This is a genomic window from Mesorhizobium sp. M1396 (assembly GCF_040317725.1).
Lineage (GTDB): Bacteria > Pseudomonadota > Alphaproteobacteria > Rhizobiales > Rhizobiaceae > Mesorhizobium.
In genome coordinates this window covers 91,446-109,497 of record NZ_JAMYLA010000007.1, presented here as the reverse complement: position 1 = coordinate 109,497, position 18,052 = coordinate 91,446, and the positions used below count along the sequence as shown (strand labels likewise).

Genomic DNA, 18,052 nt, shown 5'->3' with positions numbered 1-18,052 from the left:
AAAACCCGGCATTCAGCCGAATGGTTCCTTGAAATTGTTGTGAAGCCGGTTTGATGTCGGCTTGGAAAACGCACGTGCCGCAAGGCGTTTGATGAAGGCAATGACCCGGTCCGGCTCATTGAATTGAGGCATGTGGCCGAGGCCGTCGACAGATTCGAAATCAAGTGTTTCGATCTTGTCCTGCATTGGCTCGCCGTGGGTACGGATATCGATGACGCGGTCGGCCGTTCCGAAGAGAATGCCAGCCGGCATAACGATCTCGCCATAGCGCTGCTCGATGCGGCCGAGATCTTGCTCGACCGCGACGACATCGGAGGACGTGGCGTAGAAATGGGTTGGCCTCAGCCCGAGCCATCCACCTGCGTCGACCATGTAGTCGGCAGGAAAAACCCGCGGCGCGAAGATGAATTCCATTGTCGGCCGCGCATATCGGAGACTTGTCGGTATCGCCATGGTGTAAGCCATGATCCAGCGCAGCGGGCGTGAGGGGATATAGAGCAAGCCGGACTTTTCGCGCATGCCGGCTTCCAGATGGGTCAATGGCGCCAAAAGCGCGATGCCGGAAATCGCCTCGGGATGCTCCACTGCCAGGGTCAGCGCGACGGCGCCGCCCAGCGAGTGACCGACCACCAGCGGCCTTTCCAGCCCCAGGGCTTCAATGAAGCGTCGCACGATCTCGGCCTGTTCGGGCAGCCGGCCCGTGGCGCCGCGCGCTCGCACCGAATAGCCCGACCCCGGTCGATCGAGCGCGATCAACCGGTAGCCCGGACCGAACCGTTCGAACAGAGTGTGCCGGAAATGATGGAGCTGGGCGCCAAGCCCGTGCACGAAGACAATCGGCTGCCCCTCACCCTGATCGACATAGTGGATGCGGTTGCCGTCGACCTCGATGAATTTTCCGACCGGCGGCACCAGCCTTTCAGCCTTGGCGGCGATCCACAGCGTCGCCAGCACCAGACTGGCGATCCCCAGGACCGCCAGCAGGAACAGCGTGCCCAGAAGCCATGACAGAATCGGCAAGATCATTGTTCACCGGACCAGAACCCGCATGAGCTTAGCTTCCTCCGATCCAGGTGCAACCTTCCGTCGAAACGGCGAGCGCGAAGGTCGTCCGTTTCGACGGTCGACTTTTGTGACGCGGCACCCTGTCCGGTTGGCAATGGATATCTCGGGTGCGGATTGTTCACCGTTCCGGCGGCATTGCGGCCGCCGCCGCGCCGCGCTATCTCAGGCCACCCGTCATACCGGAGCCTCCCATGCCTGAAATCGTGACCGCGGCCATGCTCGTCATCGGCGATGAGATTCTGTCTGGCCGAACCAAGGACAAGAACATCGGCCATCTCGCCGATATCATGACGGCGATCGGCATCGACCTGAAGGAGGTGCGCATCGTCCCGGATGAGGAAGACGAGATCATTGCCGCGGTGAACGCCGTGCGCGCCCGTTACACCTATGTGTTCACCACTGGCGGCATTGGCCCGACGCATGACGACATCACGGCCGATTCCATTTCCAAGGCTTTTGGCGTGCCTTGCGAATACGATGCCAAGGCCTATGCACTGCTGGGGGCAAGTTACGCCGCGCGCGGCATCGAATACACGGAGGCCCGCAAACGCATGGCACGGATGCCACGTGGTGCCGATCTCATCGACAACCCGGTGTCCGTTGCACCCGGCTTCCGTATCGGCAACGTCCATGTCATGGCCGGTGTGCCGTCGATCTTCCAGGCCATGCTCGACAATGTCGTGCCGACGCTAAAGGCCGGCACGAAAATGCTGTCGGCAACCGTGCCCTGCCCATTCGGCGAAGGCCTTATCGGCGGGCCGCTTGGCGATATCCAGAAAGCGCATCCGGACACGATCATCGGCTCCTATCCGAAATATGGCGACGGCAAGTTCTGGACCGAACTGGTGGTGCGTGCCCGCAGCCAGGAGGCCCTGGATGCCGCGCGTACCGATGTCGAGGCAATGGTGGCCGGGTTCGCCAGCAATCCCGGCTGAGCTGGTCCAGACCGGAACCAAGCACGACGCTGCAACGTTTCCTCGGCACGAGTTCGGTAGCTCGTAGATTGAGGGATTATCATGCGCTTCAAAACCATTGTCGCCATTCTGCAGAACGAGCAGGACGCGGAGCGCGTGCTCGACTGCGCCATTCCTCTCGCCAACCGGTTCCAGAGCCATCTGATCGGTATCCACGCCGAAACGCTTCCCGTGCCCTACACCTCGGCCACGGGCTTTCCGGACACTGAATTCCTGCAGGTTTCGGCCGACATGAACCGCGAGCGTGCCGAAAAACTGCAGGCGACTTTCCTCAGACGTATCGAGGATTCCGGCCTGTCCTTCGAGTGGCGAAGCCTGGAGAGCTTTTCGGGCGACAGTGCGCTGACCGGGATTTCGAGCGTGCGCGCCGCCGACCTGATCATTGCGGCGCAGCGCGAAACGGGCGGTGACCCGAGCGCTGATGTCGACACGCTGGTCTATGATGCCGGCCGGCCGGTGCTGGTGGTGCCGCATGAGGGTCCGCTGATCACCACCTTCAAACACGTCCTGCTCGCCTGGAACGGCAGCAAGGAGGCGGCGCGCGCCGCTTTCGACGCGCTGCCCTTCATCATCGAAGCCGAGAAGACCGAGATATTGGTCATCGATCCGCCTGAAACGCTCGACGACAGCGCGGAGGCCGCCGGCGCCGAAATCGCGTCAGCGCTGTCGCGCCACGGCGCCACCGTCAGCGTCTCGCTGCAGCAGTCGGGAGGCAATTCGATCGACGACATCATCCAGACCAGGATCGCGGAGACCGGCGCCGATCTGCTGGTGCTCGGCGCCTTCAGCCACTCCTGGCTGCGACAACTTCTGTTCGGCGGCGTGACGCGCAGTGTGCTGCGCACCGCGCCGGTAGCAGCCTTCCTGTCGCGTTGACGCATGTCGCGCAGGTCGCGGGTTTTGAGACAACGACATGCAGACTTGGAGCGGATCGCATGCATCTGTTTCGATGCGACGCGTTTGAAGTCCACCGCGATCGCTCAGGCCTGCGCTTGCCAAGGCCCCTGCTCTTGCCAAGACCCCTGCTCTTGCCAAGGCCCATGCTCTTGCCAAGATGGGGGCTTTCCAGCTAATTCCGCGCGCATTCCCCTGTTTTCTTGCGCGCGATCCCCGCGTGCTGCGGAGTGCGCGACATGTCCCTTCCCGAAAAAGCCTTTCCGGTCTCCTGGGACCAGTTCCATCGTGACGCCCGGGCGCTCGCCTGGCGGCTTGCCGGCGCCAACAAGGGGCAGTGGAAAGCGATCGTCTGCATCACGCGCGGCGGGCTGGTCCCCGCGGCGATCATCTCGCGCGAACTCGGCATCCGCGTCATCGAGACGGTCTGCGTCGCCTCCTATCACGACTATACCAGCCAGGGGCAACTGCAGGTGCTGAAAGAGATCACGCCGGCCTTGCTGGCCGACGATGGCGCCGGCGTGCTGATCATCGACGACCTGACCGATACCGGCAAGACGGCGGGCATCGTGCGCGCGATGATGCCGAAGGCGCATTTCGCCACCGTCTACGCCAAGCCGAAAGGCCGGCCGCTGATCGATACTTTTGTCACCGAAGTCAGCCAGGACACCTGGATCTATTTTCCGTGGGACATGGGCTTCACCTACCAGAAGCCGATCGCCGACGATCACGCCAGCTGATTCGCAACAACCTGGCTGTTACAGATCAGCAGCTTGCACGGCATTATTTGCTTTCGCGAATAGGCCCGGCAGGCCGGATATTTTGCGAAATCGACGTCTATTGGCGGAAATCGGCCGGACGAATGAAATTTTTTACTTTTATTGCCGACAATTAGCCCTAAGATTCGTGAGACGGCAAACGATTCCGGAGGCTGGGGCTAGCTTCTTCGATGTTGACGAGGCCAACGACGCACAATCATCTGGCCGAAAGGGTCCGACGGCTCTTCGGCACGGCGCCGTGCCGCCTTCAGGTCGCCGCCCTGCCCTGGCGCGATGCCGGGAACGGTGTCGAGATCCTGCTGATCACCAGCCGCGATACCGGCCGTTGGGTGTTGCCAAAGGGTTGGCCCGAGGCCAGGGAGCCGCTCTGCGAGGCCGCGGCGCGCGAAGCCGCCGAGGAAGCTGGGCTGCGGGGGAGTATCTCTCATCTCGAAGCCGGCCGCTACTTCTACGCCAAGGTGCTGGCTTCCGGCGAAGAAGTGCCGTGCGAGGTCCTGGTGTTCCCGCTGCACGTCGACAAGATCGCCGACCGCTGGAAGGAAAAACACTCCCGCACCCGCAAATGGGTCAGTTCCAGCGAAGCCGTGCGCATGATTAACGAACCCGACCTTTGCCAGATCATCGCCTATTTCTGCGCCGACCCGCACAGTTTCCCCTGACGCGACATTGAGCGGCGGCATCGCGCTGCCTGCAACCGGATCGGTTTGCAAGGGCAAGCGGAACGGCTTTTTCAAAGGCGAGACACGCTGCGCCGCGCATCGACGTGAATGCTTTGCTAAGGAATCAAGGGTACGATTCGGCAGCTCTGGTATTTTCATCGATGGCGAACCCCGCAAATCCAATTCCGAACGAGTCCGGCGAGCCCCAGCGCGAGCATCGTCCGCGCGTGCTCAAGGGCGGGTCGATCATCACCGGAATTTCGAATTCGGAAGTCGGTTGCACGCTGCGCAATCAGCACGAAGGTGGCGCCGAACTGAAGATACCACTCGAAGCCCGGGTTCCCGATCGCTTCCTTCTCTATGTGCCGCTCGACGGCATTGCCTATCGGTGCGAGGTTCGCTGGCGGCGCAATGACCGCCTTGGCGTGCAGTTCACCGGCACCGAGCCAAAGCCCCGGCTGCACTACGGCTGATCCTGTCGGAACCTGGGGGCAAGCGCGTGCCTCACCCCCTTGCCCTGGCAATAGTGTGAACATCGCCCGCATCCACGTCTCCCATTGGGCGGCAATTGCGATCGCCGCGCCGGTTTCTATCCCCGTTATCCACATATGTGACACACAAGATGTTGGGGTCACAAAAGCTACGCAAACGAATCCTTGACGGCGCAAAACGAGTCGCCTTTTATAGGCCATGCGCTTCTGTTGAGAGTGCGACCGGAAAGTTCTGAGCCCGGTATTTTTCCCGGATTATGTGCGTTTTTGCTCGCATTTCCGCCCGTTTACGAGGCCGGCGGAAGCGTTGGAATTGTGGGGCGATTGGGGACAATTGGGACAATTGTCAGGCTTGAATAAATTGTCTGTTAACACTATATTTAGTGTTTGCAGGTACGTTCGACGCTAGATAGTGTGAATTTCCCTCAAGTGAGGGAATCGAAAAAATCAGTTTTGAGGGACCCGTGGGGTTCGTCGGCGCGTTGGACAGTTACTTCGCAAGGAGTTTTGACCAGCAGGGCCGGCGGAGACCGCGAAATGGAGAGCCGGCCGTTTTCGAACGCCGGCAGACGGCGGACATGCGTGTTTCGCATTGGGGGCAGAAATCCCCTGACGAAAGCGCTATATATAGACAAAAGGGACCGGACCAATGCGCATCGAGCGTCGTTTCACCAAGCCAGGACAATCTGCCTATGCGGAGATCGAATTCCGCAAGGCGCTTTCGGAGATCAAGAATCCGGATGGTTCGGTGGTGTTCCGCTTGGACAACATCGATGTGCCGGCGCAGTTCTCCCAGGTCGCCGCCGACATCCTGGCGCAGAAGTATTTCCGCAAGGCCGGTGTCCCCGCACGCCTGAAGAAGATCGAGGAGAACGACGTCCCCTCCTTCCTGTGGCGCTCCGTCGCCGACGAGGCGGAACTTGCCAAGCTGCCGGAAGCCGAGCGCTACGGTTCCGAGATCGACGCCCGCCAGGTCTTCGACCGGCTGGCAGGCACCTGGACCTATTGGGGCTGGAAGGGCGGCTACTTCAAGGCGTCGGAGGAAGATGCGCGCGCCTTCCGAGACGAGCTTGCCTACATGCTGGCCACCCAGCGCGTGGCGCCGAATTCGCCGCAATGGTTCAACACCGGCCTGCACTGGGCCTATGGCATCGACGGCCCGAGCCAGGGCCACTTCTATGTCGACCCGTTCACCGGCAAGCTGACCAAGTCGAAATCCTCCTACGAGCATCCGCAGCCGCACGCCTGCTTCATCCAGGGCGTGCAGGACGACCTCGTCAACGAGGGCGGCATCATGGACCTCTGGGTGCGTGAAGCGCGCCTGTTCAAATATGGCTCCGGCACCGGCTCCAACTTCTCGCTGCTGCGCGGCGAAGGCGAAAAGCTGTCGGGCGGCGGTCGCTCGTCCGGCCTGATGAGCTTCCTCAAGATCGGCGACCGCGCGGCAGGCGCCATCAAGTCGGGCGGCACGACGCGCCGCGCCGCCAAAATGGTCATCGTCGACGCCGACCACCCCGATATCGAGGAATTCATCGACTGGAAGGTCAATGAAGAGCAGAAGGTCGCCTCGCTGGTGACCGGCTCCAAGATCGTCAAGAAGCATCTCGAAGCGATCATGAAGGCCTGCGTCAATTGCGAAGGCAATGGCGACGACTGCTTCGATCCATCGATCAACTCCGCGCTGAAGCGCGAGATCAAGGCGGCCAAGAAATCCGCCGTGCCGGAGAACTACATCTACCGCGTCATCCAGTTCGCCAAGCAGGGCTATTCGTCGATGTCGTTCAAGACTTACGACACCGACTGGGATTCGGATGCCTACCTCACGGTTTCGGGCCAGAACTCCAACAATTCGGTGTCGCTGAAGGACGACTTCCTGCGCGCTGTCGAGGACGATGCCGACTGGCACCTGACCGCCCGCAAGGACGGCAAGGTGCTGAAGACGCTGAAGGCACGGGACCTGTGGGAAAAGATCGGCTATGCCGCCTGGGCATCTGCCGATCCGGGCCTGCATTTCAACACGACGATGAACGACTGGCACACCTGCGCTTCCGCCGGTGCGATCCGGGCGTCCAATCCGTGCTCGGAATACATGTTCCTCGACGACACGGCCTGCAACTTGGCCTCGATCAATCTGCTACCCTACCGCAACGCCGACGGCACCATCGACATCGCCGCTTACGAGCACACCGTACGGCTGTGGACCATCGTGCTCGAAATCTCGGTCATGATGGCGCAGTTCCCGTCGAAGGAGATCGCCAAGCAGTCCTATGAATACCGCACGCTCGGCCTCGGCTATGCCAATATTGGCGGCCTGCTGATGACCTCGGGTATTCCCTACGATTCCGACGAGGGCCGCGCCATCTGCGCCGCCCTCACCGCGATCATGACCGGTGTCGCCTATGCCACGTCGGCTGAGATGGCCGGCGAGCTTGGCGCCTTCGCCGATTACGACCGCAACGCCCAGAATATGCTGCGCGTCATGCGCAACCACCGCCGTGCCGCCTATGGCGAGAAGCAGGGCTATGAGAAGCTCGCCGTCAATCCGGTGCCGCTGGTCGCCTCCGACCTGAAGCAGCCGGAACTCGCAACCCACGCCAAGGCCGCCTGGGACCGCGCCATCGAGCTTGGCGAGGAGCATGGCTATCGCAATGCGCAGGCAACCGTGATCGCGCCGACCGGCACGATCGGCCTGGTCATGGATTGCGACACCACCGGCATCGAGCCCGATTTCGCGCTGGTCAAGTTCAAGAAGCTGGCCGGCGGCGGCTACTTCAAGATCATCAACCGCGCCGTGCCTGAAGCGCTGCGCACGCTCGGCTACTCCGAGGCCCAGATCGGCGAGATGGAGGCCTATGCGGTCGGCCACGGCAATCTCAACCAGGCGCCGGCCATCAACCCCGGCGCGCTCAAGGCCAAGGGTTTCACCGACGACAAGATCGCGGCGCTCAATGCAGCGCTGAAGTCGGCCTTCGACATCAAGTTCGTCTTCAACCAGTGGACGCTCGGCGCCGACTGGGTGAAGGAGACGTTCGGGTTCTCCGACGAGCAGCTCAACGACTTCTCGTTCGAGATACTGCCGGCGCTGGGCTTCTCCAGGAAGGACATCGAGGCCGCCAACATCCATGTCTGCGGTGCGATGACGCTGGAAGGCGCGCCCTTCCTCAAGCCCGAACACCTCGCCGTGTTCGACTGCGCCAGCCCGTGCGGCAAGATCGGCAAGCGCTCGCTGTCGATCAACAGCCACATCCAGATGATGGCGGCGGCACAGCCCTTCATCTCCGGCGCCATCTCCAAGACCATCAACATGCCCAACGATGCCACGGTGGAAGACGCCAAGGGCGCCTACATGCTGTCGTGGAAGCTGGCGCTGAAGGCCAACGCGCTCTACCGCGACGGCTCGAAGCTGTCGCAGCCGCTCAATTCCTCGCTGCTCGCCGATGTCGAGGACGACGAGGACGAAGCTCTCGAGCAACTGATCGCCGCACCGGCGGCGGCGCGCGCGGCACAGATCACCGAGCGGATCGTCGAGCGCATCATCGAGCGCGTGTCGCGCGAGCAGGAAAAGCTGCCCGGCCGCCGCAAGGGCTATACGCAGAAGGCCAAGATCGGTGGCAACACCATCTTCCTGCGCACCGGCGAATATGACGATGGCCGCCTCGGCGAGATCTTCATCGACATGAACAAGGAAGGCGCGACGCTGCGTGGCCTTCTCAACAACTTCGCCATCGCCATCTCGCTCGGCCTGCAGTACGGCGTGCCGCTCGACGAATATGTGCACGCCTTCACCTTCACCAAATTCGAGCCAGCCGGCATGGTGCAGGGCAACGACGCCATCAAGAGCGCGACGTCGATCCTCGACTACGTGTTCCGCGAGCTGGCGATCTCCTATCTCGGCCGCAACGACCTCGCCCATGTCGACCAGTCGGACTTTTCCAACACCGCACTTGGCCGCGGCATCAGCGAAGGCAAGACGGACGCGGTCTCCAAGGGCCTGACCCGTGGCGCCTCGCCGGTGAAGCTGGTGTCGCGTGTCAGCGGCAATGATCCGAAAGGCTTTGCAGCCCCCTCGGGCGCCCCTGGCCGCTCGGTGCCGACAGCCTTCTCCGGCTCCAACGTGCTGGCGCTGAAACCGGCCAGCGACGAAGCGGTCGCCTACAAGCGCGACTATGAGGAGCGGGCGAAGGAACTGGCCGAGGACATCACCTTCGAGGAAGCGGCTGCATCCGACGCCACGGCAGGCTTGTTCACCGATGCCGCGGCCCTTGAGGCGGCCGAAGCCAAGAAACTCGCCAACGACCGCCGCGCCAAATCGCTGCTCCAGGGCTACACCGGCAATTCCTGCTCCGAGTGCCAGAATTTTACCATGGTGCGGAACGGGACTTGTGAGAAGTGCGACACGTGTGGTTCGACGAGCGGGTGCAGCTGAGAGCTGATGCCGCCTCGGCTTACGGTTCGCGAAGTCATTCGCCTGCTGGAGGCCGACGGCTGGTATCTGGTTGCAACCAAGGGCAGTCATCGCCAATATAAGCACAAGATCAAAGCCGGCCGCGTCACCGTGGCCGGCAAGCCGTCTGAAGAGGTTGCACAGGGAACACTGAACAGCATCCTCAAGCAGTCTGGTTTGAAGGAGTGATGGCATGCGCTACGCGGTAGTGATTGAAAAAGCGGGTGATAATTTCTCCGCCTATGTGCCGGACCTCCCCGGCTGCATCGCGACCGGTGCGACCGTACCTGAGGTGGAAACCGAGATTCGCGACGCAATCCGCTTTCACATCGAAGGTTTGCGCGCCGATGGGCTGGACGTGCCCAAGGGTGTCAGCCTCGCGGAATACGTAGAGGCATAGAAGGCAGACCACATAGCCCAATCAATCCGGATTGGACTTGGTCTCGGTACCTACCCCGCCGGCAACACGTACAGCGTCTGCTCGTCAAACAGCGGCTCGTCCTGGCCTATTCGCACGAACAGCAGCTTGCGCGCCTCACCCGGCACCTCGAAATACTGGATGCCATCCGGCATTTCGCCCCAGTCGCCGCAGGGCGGCTCTGGAACCTCGTTGGGGTCGGCCACCGCTTTCAGTTCTTTCGCGTAGGCCGCGTCGGGGCTGAATGTGTAGCGCTTGATGCCGGCGGGAACTGTGCCCTCGGTGTAAGGCGCCAGCACGCAGCGCGCGCTGACGGTCTTGTCGGTCTTTTGCAGGAACAGACGCTGCAAGGCGGCCTCGGCGGTTTCGCCTGATATGATGTCGAAGACCTCGATAAGAGGGTCGGCCGCGCCGCCATCGCTGTATTTGATGGCAAGGGCATTGCCGGCGAATTCGAAGTGGATCTGGCGGAAGCCGAAATCGCAGCGCTGCACCCAGGCGGCGAGCCCGACACTCCTGTCGGACAGCCTTTCCCAGACGCATTTGTCAATGGGCGGGCGCGACGGCGCCGGCTCGCCCGCCACGGCGGATATCGTCGTGGATGCAAGCAGGGCGCTGACCCAGATGATCGATTTCATGGCACTATTCATCGTTGCATCCTGTCAAAGTGAAGGCATCCCAGGCCGAACCATCGGGATTGGCATTGGCGAAATCAGCCAATTCGCTGAAGGCCACACCGAAATCGGGTAAAAGCAGCCCTTTCGGCGCCGCTGTCGCTTCGCGCGAATTCAACTGCTCGGCGCCGCCGCCGGTCAAGGCATAGACTTGGCCCTGCCATATCCTGCACAGCCCGCTGCCATCCTGCAGGCCCGCTTCGCGGTCGTCGTCTGTGCAGGTGTGGCGGATGGTGCCGAGCGGAAAGGAATTCCTGCCGTTGGTCCAGGTGATGTCGGCCGGCAGGCTTGTGCCGGTGTTGGGCACGGTCAGCGAAAACACCTGCGCCGTCAGCGCCGCCGGCTCGTTGGCGAGCGGCCGAAATTGCATGACGGCACCCGAGCGCTGTTCCCGATAGGTGGCGTGGCTCAGAAGGCAGTCCGTGGCGCTCGCCGCCTGCATCGGACCGAGAAGGCCCAGGAAGACGAAGGCCAGTTTGCGGGTGATCATTAGATGTCTCTGGGAAAGCGTTGCCTGGGTACTCCCGCACAGTCGCATCATCCGTGCAAAAGCATAAGCGAAATCCGGAACGGCAGCGTTTGTCCACGCCTGGACGAAACGTATCCCGTATCGTTCCCAACAGTCTGTATGGTCGAGCGCAACAACGAAGGAGAAAACCCGGTGATGCGGCGCTTTATGACGACGATGACGATGTCCGCATTCGCGGTTGGCCCTGCGATGGCGGCGGCGCCCTATGTCGGAGCATGGTCCAGCGACCGGCTGAACTGCAGTGCGACCGCCGACGTCCAAAGCCAGACTGTGTTCACCGTGGATCGGGCGTCGCTGTCGCTTCCCGAATTCGGCTGCGAGCACGCGACGTTTCGCAAAAACCCGACCGGCTGGGTGGTGCATGCCAGCCAGTGCTACGGGTCGGACCCGTCACTGGAGGAGCCGTTCACGCGCGTCATCCGTATCGTCAGGCATGGCGCCACGGTGCGGTTCACCTGGCATGGCTTCGACAGCGGGCCCCTCGTCCGCTGCTGAAGGCATCCGGCGCCTCACACCAGCAGGGCGATCGCTTGTGGCGGAGACCACCAATTGTCGAAGTCGGCGCCGCCCCTCATCGCCCTGCCGGGCACTTCTCCCCGTATAGTGACGGGGTGAAGTGGGGCCGGCCGCAACCTCGGCACCCATTCTGCAACGCTGGAGATTGGCGAAATCCATCGCGAAAGCGTCCTTCTCCCCGTCACTATACGGGGAGAAGATGCCGGCAGGCAGATGAGGGGCGGCGCCAACGTCCGGAAAAGGTTGGGGTACGAATCCGAACCCGAAGCGATTGTCCGCTCACACCAGCCCGACCAGAAACGCGGCGCCGCCGAGAAAGCCAACCGAACAGACCCACAGCAACCAGAGGCCGCGCACCCGGCATTCGAGCACCGCCGAGGCGGGGTTAGCGGGGTCATAGCGCACGTCGACCTTGCTGCCCTCGACATACTGCCGTGCCTGACCGCCGACGAGGCCGAGCAGCGAAGCCGTCACGGTGGCGCCGAAGGTGACGCGATCGGCACTGTAGCGCTGGCCGGCGACGCCATAGGAGTAGACGATCCGCGATTTGAAGACCGTGCGCCAGCGTCGATAGCCTGAATGGCTTCGCAGCGCCTGCAGGCCTGACGCGTCGACGCGGCCGGCCGCGACCGGCCATTTTGCCGCCTGCTCGGCCAACGATTTCTGGGCGAAACCCATGCGCAGGACAAACAGGCCCATGAACAGCAGCAGCGCTCCCGCGCCGAGATTCTGCGGCTTGGGCAGATGCGGCCCGATAGCCTCCAGGACGCCCCCGACGGAAAACACCAGCACAACCGCGCCGATCACCAACCCTGCCGAAAGCTGCACCATGAACTTGAAGGCGCCGTCCGGCATGGTGCGCTCGATCACGGCTTTGCCCGGATCGGCCGGATTGTAGAAGACGGTCACTTCCGCGCCGCGAGGAAACTGCGCAAGGGTTTCGGCGACTCCGAAATTCCCCAAATTCTCCTTCACGCTGTAGCGCGAGCTTTGAAATTTCTTGCCGCCGACCTTGTATTCAAAGGTGATCGCCGGAAAATTGCGCATTTCGGTGGTATCAGTGCTATCCGAGCCAACGCCCGAGCGCCTCACTTCACGGGCTTCGACGCGCGACGAGATGATCTTTCCCGGCGCCGGCAACCAGCGGCTGAGTGCCTTTACCTCTCGCCATTTCAGGAAGGTGATGAGCGACAACATGCCGGCGACCACGCAGGCAAAGCCGACAAGCAAAATCTTGAGTTCCAACTCGTCTCCCCCCAGGAGTGCAGGAGCCTGCACATAGACAGCAAGGCTGCGGCAATGTCTTGTTTATTCGCGAAGCCTCCCCTTCGGATCTGGAAACGACTGTCTTCCGTTGATCTGGATCAACGCACATGCACCGTGCGTGCTGTCTTCTCGACACTCATCGAAGGGAGAACCAACGTGTCGACTTACGACCTCATGATTACGGCCGCGGTCTTGCTCTATTTCGGGTCATTCTCCGCGGTCCTGGCCTATGCCACCCTCGATGAATCGCGTCGCCGGCCACGCAGATAAGAGCAGCGCAAACAGCAACAGCCACGCGCGAAGGAACGCCGGGCCTGATCGGCTGCTTCAGTTGGCGTCGGCGACGGAGATCCGGCCACCGGCCCAGGCGCGCCATTGCCGTTCGTCGCCGTGGAAGACGTTGAGGTCGATGCGGCCGGTGACGCCATGCGACAGGCCGGAGCCGGAATACTGCCAGAACAGCCATTTGCGATCGGGGTAGACCTTTGACGGGTGCCGCGCCACCGCCCGCAGCCAGAACGGATAATCGAGGAAGGCGCCGCGCAGATTGTCGCGATAGAAATCGGGCGCGGTGTAGACGATGGGCCGCTGGCCGTAATGGCGCTCCAGCCTGTCCATGAACACCTGCATCTTCTCCAGCACCTTTTCACGCGACGGCCGCCGCTTGCAGCTGGACTCGCCGTTCCACTCGACGTCGATCACCGGCGGCAGAGCGCCTTCGACCCTGGGCACGTTGCGGATAAACCAGTCGGCCTGCTCGCCGGCCGTACGGCACCAGTAGAAAAAGTGATAGGCGCCGCGCTTCAGGCCGGCGGCGTCGGCATTGCGCCAGTTCCTGGTGAACATCGGATCGAGGTGGTCGCCACCGTCGGTCGCCTTGATGTAGGCGAAGTTGGCGCCCTGAGCGCGTAGCTTGTTCCAGTTGACGTTGCCCTGCCAGCGCGAGACGTCGACGCCGTGCACGGCAAGGTAACGGGGCGAAGCCTTGCCGAAATTGATCGGCTTGGCATCACGAAATCCATAGCGCGTAAGCGGCCCGGCAAGCATCGGAAGCGCCGCGCGGCTGAGCAGCCTCGGCGGCGATACCAGGGCCGCCGGCTCGATTGAGGGCTCGACGCTGTCCGACGGATCAGGCGCAGAAAGTGCCACCGTCTCTTCCTCCGCCAGTCCGAAAGGCCGCGGACTTTCGTCGACCGGCGCCATTTCGACGCTCGGCGCCTTGCTGGCCATTGCCCGCGGCACCGCCGCGATAGGCGCCGGCGGCCGTATCACGGAACTGGTGGTTTCGCTCGACGGCTTCTGCAAATCCAAAGCGTCGACGCCGGCCGTCGACGTACAGCCGGCAAGGCATAGCGATGCGATCAAGAAACTGATGGCGCCCGAAATCCGCATCTGGACCTGTACTCAAAACACAACAGACCGAGGGCAAAACGACAGCCAACGGACAAACCGGATCAGTTATGAATGAGAAATTACCAATAAAGTTTGAATCAAAGATTATTTGCCCGAGCGAGGGTTCCAAGCGGGGTCGGGAAGTGACCTCGGGCGCTAGCCGTTCTTCCTGAATACCCCAATCATCGGCCCCAGGTTCCAGTAGTCGTCATTGCGGCCGATGGCCGGTGCGAACAGGCTGGATATCGTGCCGTCGAGGAACAGCGCATTGTTGCAGCCGAGCGCGTCGCGGAAAAGACGGGCGAAGGCATGGAAGGTCACCGTGCCGTTCGAAATCGCGAAGACCGCGACGCCGTCCTTGCGCACCCCGACACCGTCGCGGGTTTTGCGCGAGGTGCCGTCGGCCTGGAATTTCGGATGCAGCTTACCGTCGATCACCAGCATCGGCCCGGATTGGGTCGCATAGTCGACGGGCGGACGCCTTTTCACAAAATCCTTGGTGGCGCGGACCGCCGCCTTGCCGTCGCGCATGTAGAAGATGCCATTCGGCTGTAGGGAAAAATTGCCGCTTCCCGACCCGGTCTTCACAGAAGCCATTTCCTGGCCCTGCTCGACATACAGACCGACCGGCGCGAGGTTCGGGTGATACATGCCGGCATTGATGCCGAACAGCATCGTGCGCCCAGCCGCCCGCTGCGAGGCAGCCAGATTGTGCAGCGACTGAAACGGCTTGCCCGCCGGATCCTTCCAGAACAGTTCGACCTGATATCGCTTCGGGTCAACCTCGCACACGAGATAGCTGGTCGCCTCGAAGGCGAAGTCCCGGCACGGCGGCAGCGAGGCAACCCATTGGCCAAACCCCATGCCGAGTGCCGCCACCGACGGCAGCGCGCCCTTGGCCAGCGCCAGCAGCAACGGCACCGATTGCAGAAGGGTGAAGAAATCCATGCGCGTGCTGGAATCCAGATTCGGGGTCCAGTACGGATATAGCCCGTTTCAAGCGATACTGCCCATCGCTACGCTCAGCAATAGGACGACGCCGAGCACCCCGCGATAGATGACAAACGGCCAGGCCGAGAAACGCTCCAGCACACGCATCAGGCCCCTTGGGCGGTCGAGGAAATCGGCAGCAGTTCGGTGATGCCTTGCACGACGCCGAGGAACGCCACCTTGGCAGGCCGACGAAGCTCGTGTCCAGGCCTTGAGTGCAAATGTCGGCCAATGTCGAATTCCATGCATGAGAGATCGGGCTTGCGCGGACCGACCAGTCGAGATCAATCCCGGGCAAGCCTTATCGTCATGGGCCAGATAATCAAATTACGGATTTGTAAGCTGATGCGCCGGCATGCGCGCGATTGAAAACCGACCCAGCTTGGGCCGGTCTGAGATTCACTGGGAAAATTGCAACGCGATTACGGGCAGAGCCAGAGTTTCTGGCATGCCCTGGCGATCACATGAGCCGGTGGAACAACAGGCTCATCGACGGAAGGCCGGCGAACCCGTTCGAGCAGCATGCGCACCTGTTCGGGGCGCACACGGTCGCGCTCCATCACAAGCAGGACCATCGGATCGCTCAAAAGCTCGTCCAGGGTGGTGATGCTGTCGTTCATCCGTCGTCTCCTCGAATGCCGTACCCGCGACCCATAAATAGGGAGACAATGATGGCCCGCCAATGACGCTTTGCCGGCTATCTCGTGTTGATTTGGATTAAATTCTGTTCAGGCGGTGCCCTCCGTTCCGAAGAAAAAACTAGCCTGGCGGCGGGGCGCCTTCGTACTGCGGCAGGCCGTCATCGAGCACCAGCCAGGGCTGCTTCGAGGCCGTGAAAATGTGCATTTGCGGCTTGAAAACCGTGGGGTCGTCGAGCGAACCGGTGGTGATGCCGATAATCCCCGCGGAATCACGCCGGGAAAACATCGTCGTGCCGCAGTTCGGGCAAAAGCCGCGCTTGAGGTCCGGCGAGGAGTTTGCCGTCGCCAGCGGCCCGTCGACCGTCAAATCGTCGATGCGAAACAGCACACGTGCGTTGAAGGCGGCGCCGATCGCCTTCTGGCAAACGCGGCAGTGGCAAATGCGCTCATTGATCGGGGCCGCGTCCGCGCGGTAGCGCACCGCCTTGCACAGGCATCCGCCCTCATATCTTGCCATTGTCTGGATCCATTGGTGGGAGAGAATAGGGGCAAGTTAGTGGCGGGACCGTTTGGGTCAATTGAAAAGCTTTGATACAACGTCATCGCTTATGCTGATGCGGGCGGCCATGACGCCGGACATCGAAACCATCGTAATGACCGCGTGAAAATCCGCCGACTGCCGCTAGACAGCCGGCGGTTTGGGCGGTCATTCCGTTTCGCCGACCACCTCGTCCCAGGTCTTCACCTTGGTCTCGCCATTGAGGAAAGGCAGGGCCGCGGCCGTCAGTTCCGGGGCGAAGAAGACGTCGTAGTGGGTACGGTTGGGCAGGATCGCCAGCCGGTTCTGCGACAGGTTCTCACGCATCCAGCCGGCGTCCTTCAGCCCGCCGCCGAGCATCTGGTAAAACTTGATCTCGTGCTCGGGCTTGTACATATCGCTGTCGCCATAGGCCAGCATGACCGGCATCTTCAGCTTGGCGACGTCGGCCGAGTAGTCGTAGTTCTGGCGCATGAAATTGCCAAGCGCGTCGAGCAGTTTCGGGAAATCGTCTGGATGTGGCGCCACCGCGACATAGGATTTGTACATCGGCGTGTCCTTCATGAACTTAGCCGCGGCCGCGCTCACCTGCGCCTGCTGCGGGCGCATCTCGTCATAGAAGCCGTCGGCCGCGTAGCCGGTGGATACCAGCACGAGGCGGCGCACCGCTTCGGGATGCTGGACAGCAAGACGGAATGCGACGCCGCCGCCCAGGGAATACCCCATGACGTCGATCTTGTCGTAGCCGAGCGCCTTGACGATATCGGCCATGTCGTCGCCCATCGCCTCCAGGCTGAACGGCCGATCGCCGAGTGCCGTGCGGCCATGGCCCTGCAGGTCGACGCCGATGACCGTGCGGTTCTCGGCAAGTTTCGGCAGGATCGGCGCGAACATATCCGTGGTGCCAAGACCGCCATGCAGCAGAAGCAGCGGCTCGCCCTTGCCATAGATGGCATAATAATAGTTCAGGCCGTTGATCGGCAGCAGGCCGGACTTTTCCGGCTTCGGCAGTGCATTCGTTTCAGTCGTCATGGCGGATTTTGTCTCCTCTGCATTGGTGGTGCCCGGGCAGCCAACGAGTGCTACGACCGAAGCAAAAATGGCGAAAAACAGGGTTTTGAGCATATCGATCTCCTCTCCTGCCGATATCAAAGCGTCATGCCGATCAAGGCGTTTGGCCGATCAAAGAGTTTTAGCGAGTTCTTCGAGCTGGTCGGTGCACTGTCCCCAACCCTCGTGGAAACCCATCTTCTCATGCTGTTCGCGGTCTGCGACGCTCCAGTGCCTGACCCGAGCGATGTAGCGGGTCTTGCCGTTGCCCTCGTCCTCGAAGGTCAGCACCACGGTCATGAACGGCTTTTCCGATGGCTCCCAAGCCTCTGTGTAGGCGTCGGTGAAGACGATCTTCTTGCCGGGAACGACTTCAAGGAAAACACCAGGGTTGGGGAATTCGTTGCCGTCCGGGCTAGCCATGACGACAAGGCTCGAGCCGCCGCTGCGCACATCCATCTCGGCGCGCGGCGTCGTCCATGGCTTTGGCGAGAACCATCGCGTGACCAGCTTCGGATCGGTCCAGCAGCGGTACACGTTCTCGCGCGGCGCATCGATGATGCGAGCCAGGACCAGTTCGCGGTCGTTGGCGGGAGCGATGTCGAGCTTGGTGGTCATGAAGATGTCCTCGGCTGTCGGTTTGATCTGGCTTCCGTCCCAAGGACGAGCCGATGAACCGCAAGCCGACACCGCCGGCGAAAAAATGTCAGCACCGTCTCCATTGGCCCGAGG

General features: G+C 61.9%; 20 protein-coding genes and 2 pseudogenes. 10 read left to right on the top strand and 12 right to left on the bottom strand.

Annotated elements, in window-relative coordinates:
- Positions 1-12: 12 nt before the first annotated feature.
- On the bottom strand, positions 13-1,026 hold the full coding sequence (locus NKH02_RS06540; RefSeq protein ID WP_352877300.1) for an alpha/beta fold hydrolase: 1,014 nt from the start codon (positions 1,024-1,026) through the stop codon (positions 13-15).
- Positions 1,027-1,256: 230 nt separating this feature from the next.
- Here NKH02_RS06540 and NKH02_RS06535 point away from each other — a divergent pair, with 230 nt between their 5' ends.
- The 8 genes from NKH02_RS06535 to NKH02_RS06500 all read left to right on the top strand — a co-directional run bounded on the left by NKH02_RS06535 (position 1,257) and on the right by NKH02_RS06500 (position 9,706).
- Positions 1,257-2,000 carry a competence/damage-inducible protein A gene (locus tag NKH02_RS06535; RefSeq protein WP_352877298.1) on the top strand — a complete coding sequence of 248 codons (744 nt, stop codon included), beginning with the start codon at positions 1,257-1,259 and terminating at the stop codon, positions 1,998-2,000.
- Between the two features lie 81 nt (positions 2,001-2,081).
- Complete coding sequence (locus tag NKH02_RS06530; protein ID WP_352877297.1) at positions 2,082-2,915, top strand: universal stress protein; 834 nt, start codon at positions 2,082-2,084, stop codon at positions 2,913-2,915.
- Positions 2,916-3,172: 257 nt separating this feature from the next.
- Positions 3,173-3,673, top strand: coding sequence for a xanthine phosphoribosyltransferase (gene gpt / locus NKH02_RS06525; RefSeq protein WP_352864113.1), 501 nt, complete (start codon positions 3,173-3,175; stop codon positions 3,671-3,673).
- 209 nt (positions 3,674-3,882) lie between these two features.
- Positions 3,883-4,371 (top strand): NUDIX hydrolase, encoded by a 489-nt coding sequence (locus NKH02_RS06520; RefSeq protein ID WP_352877295.1) that lies wholly within the window; start codon positions 3,883-3,885, stop codon positions 4,369-4,371.
- Between the two features lie 161 nt (positions 4,372-4,532).
- Positions 4,533-4,844: a PilZ domain-containing protein gene (locus tag NKH02_RS06515; protein ID WP_352877294.1), complete on the top strand. Its 312-nt coding sequence runs from the start codon at positions 4,533-4,535 to the stop codon at positions 4,842-4,844.
- 667 nt (positions 4,845-5,511) lie between these two features.
- Positions 5,512-9,288 (top strand): vitamin B12-dependent ribonucleotide reductase, encoded by a 3,777-nt coding sequence (locus NKH02_RS06510; RefSeq protein WP_352877292.1) that lies wholly within the window; start codon positions 5,512-5,514, stop codon positions 9,286-9,288.
- Positions 9,289-9,294: 6 nt separating this feature from the next.
- The gene (locus tag NKH02_RS06505) at positions 9,295-9,495 is read left to right on the top strand and encodes a type II toxin-antitoxin system HicA family toxin (protein ID WP_352877290.1); all 201 of its coding nucleotides are present in this window, start codon (positions 9,295-9,297) and stop codon (positions 9,493-9,495) included.
- Positions 9,496-9,499: 4 nt separating this feature from the next.
- Positions 9,500-9,706, top strand: a complete 207-nt coding sequence (locus tag NKH02_RS06500; protein ID WP_352877288.1) for a type II toxin-antitoxin system HicB family antitoxin — start codon at positions 9,500-9,502, stop codon at positions 9,704-9,706.
- Between the two features lie 50 nt (positions 9,707-9,756).
- Here NKH02_RS06500 and NKH02_RS06495 read toward each other — a convergent pair whose 3' ends face one another.
- Together NKH02_RS06495 and NKH02_RS06490 are read right to left on the bottom strand one after the other, a co-directional pair.
- Positions 9,757-10,374 carry a hypothetical protein gene (locus NKH02_RS06495; protein ID WP_352877286.1) on the bottom strand — a complete coding sequence of 206 codons (618 nt, stop codon included), beginning with the start codon at positions 10,372-10,374 and terminating at the stop codon, positions 9,757-9,759.
- On the bottom strand, positions 10,367-10,888 hold the full coding sequence (locus tag NKH02_RS06490) for a hypothetical protein (RefSeq protein ID WP_352877283.1): 522 nt from the start codon (positions 10,886-10,888) through the stop codon (positions 10,367-10,369). Before NKH02_RS06490 ends, NKH02_RS06495 begins: the two co-directional genes overlap by 8 nt.
- 174 nt (positions 10,889-11,062) lie before the next feature.
- On the opposite strand from NKH02_RS06490, the gene NKH02_RS06485 reads away from it, so the two are divergent.
- Positions 11,063-11,422: a hypothetical protein gene (locus tag NKH02_RS06485; protein WP_352877281.1), complete on the top strand. Its 360-nt coding sequence runs from the start codon at positions 11,063-11,065 to the stop codon at positions 11,420-11,422.
- Between the two features lie 300 nt (positions 11,423-11,722).
- Here the strand turns inward: NKH02_RS06485 and NKH02_RS06480 are convergent, their stop codons facing one another.
- Together NKH02_RS06480 and NKH02_RS06475 are read right to left on the bottom strand one after the other, a co-directional pair.
- Positions 11,723-12,688: a DUF3592 domain-containing protein gene (locus NKH02_RS06480; RefSeq protein ID WP_352877279.1), complete on the bottom strand. Its 966-nt coding sequence runs from the start codon at positions 12,686-12,688 to the stop codon at positions 11,723-11,725.
- A gap of 348 nt (positions 12,689-13,036) precedes the next feature.
- Positions 13,037-14,014: a glycoside hydrolase family 25 protein gene (locus NKH02_RS06475; RefSeq protein WP_502913786.1), complete on the bottom strand. Its 978-nt coding sequence runs from the start codon at positions 14,012-14,014 to the stop codon at positions 13,037-13,039.
- Here NKH02_RS06475 and NKH02_RS06470 point away from each other — a divergent pair.
- Positions 13,929-14,177, top strand: a complete 249-nt coding sequence (locus NKH02_RS06470) for a hypothetical protein (protein ID WP_352877275.1) — start codon at positions 13,929-13,931, stop codon at positions 14,175-14,177. The genes NKH02_RS06475 and NKH02_RS06470 overlap by 86 nt on opposite strands.
- An 80-nt stretch (positions 14,178-14,257) precedes the next feature.
- Here NKH02_RS06470 and NKH02_RS06465 read toward each other — a convergent pair whose 3' ends face one another.
- The 7 genes and pseudogenes from NKH02_RS06465 to NKH02_RS06440 all read right to left on the bottom strand — a co-directional run bounded on the left by NKH02_RS06465 (position 14,258) and on the right by NKH02_RS06440 (position 17,938).
- The gene (locus NKH02_RS06465) at positions 14,258-15,049 is read right to left on the bottom strand and encodes a phosphodiester glycosidase family protein (RefSeq protein WP_352877272.1); all 792 of its coding nucleotides are present in this window, start codon (positions 15,047-15,049) and stop codon (positions 14,258-14,260) included.
- Positions 15,050-15,097: 48 nt separating this feature from the next.
- A pseudogene (locus NKH02_RS34530) lies at positions 15,098-15,205 on the bottom strand (undecaprenyl-diphosphatase); the annotation flags it as partial.
- Between the two features lie 5 nt (positions 15,206-15,210).
- Positions 15,211-15,323: pseudogene (locus NKH02_RS06460) on the bottom strand (undecaprenyl-diphosphatase); the annotation flags it as partial.
- 190 nt (positions 15,324-15,513) lie between these two features.
- On the bottom strand, positions 15,514-15,711 hold the full coding sequence (locus tag NKH02_RS06455) for a hypothetical protein (protein WP_352864079.1): 198 nt from the start codon (positions 15,709-15,711) through the stop codon (positions 15,514-15,516).
- A 139-nt stretch (positions 15,712-15,850) separates the two neighbouring features.
- Entirely contained in the window at positions 15,851-16,249 is a 399-nt protein-coding gene (locus tag NKH02_RS06450; protein WP_352877270.1) for a GFA family protein, read from the bottom strand.
- Positions 16,250-16,438: 189 nt separating this feature from the next.
- Positions 16,439-17,395 (bottom strand): alpha/beta fold hydrolase, encoded by a 957-nt coding sequence (locus NKH02_RS06445; protein WP_352877269.1) that lies wholly within the window; start codon positions 17,393-17,395, stop codon positions 16,439-16,441.
- Positions 17,396-17,452: 57 nt separating this feature from the next.
- Complete coding sequence (locus NKH02_RS06440; RefSeq protein WP_352877267.1) at positions 17,453-17,938, bottom strand: SRPBCC family protein; 486 nt, start codon at positions 17,936-17,938, stop codon at positions 17,453-17,455.
- Between the last annotated feature and the right edge of the window lie 114 nt (positions 17,939-18,052).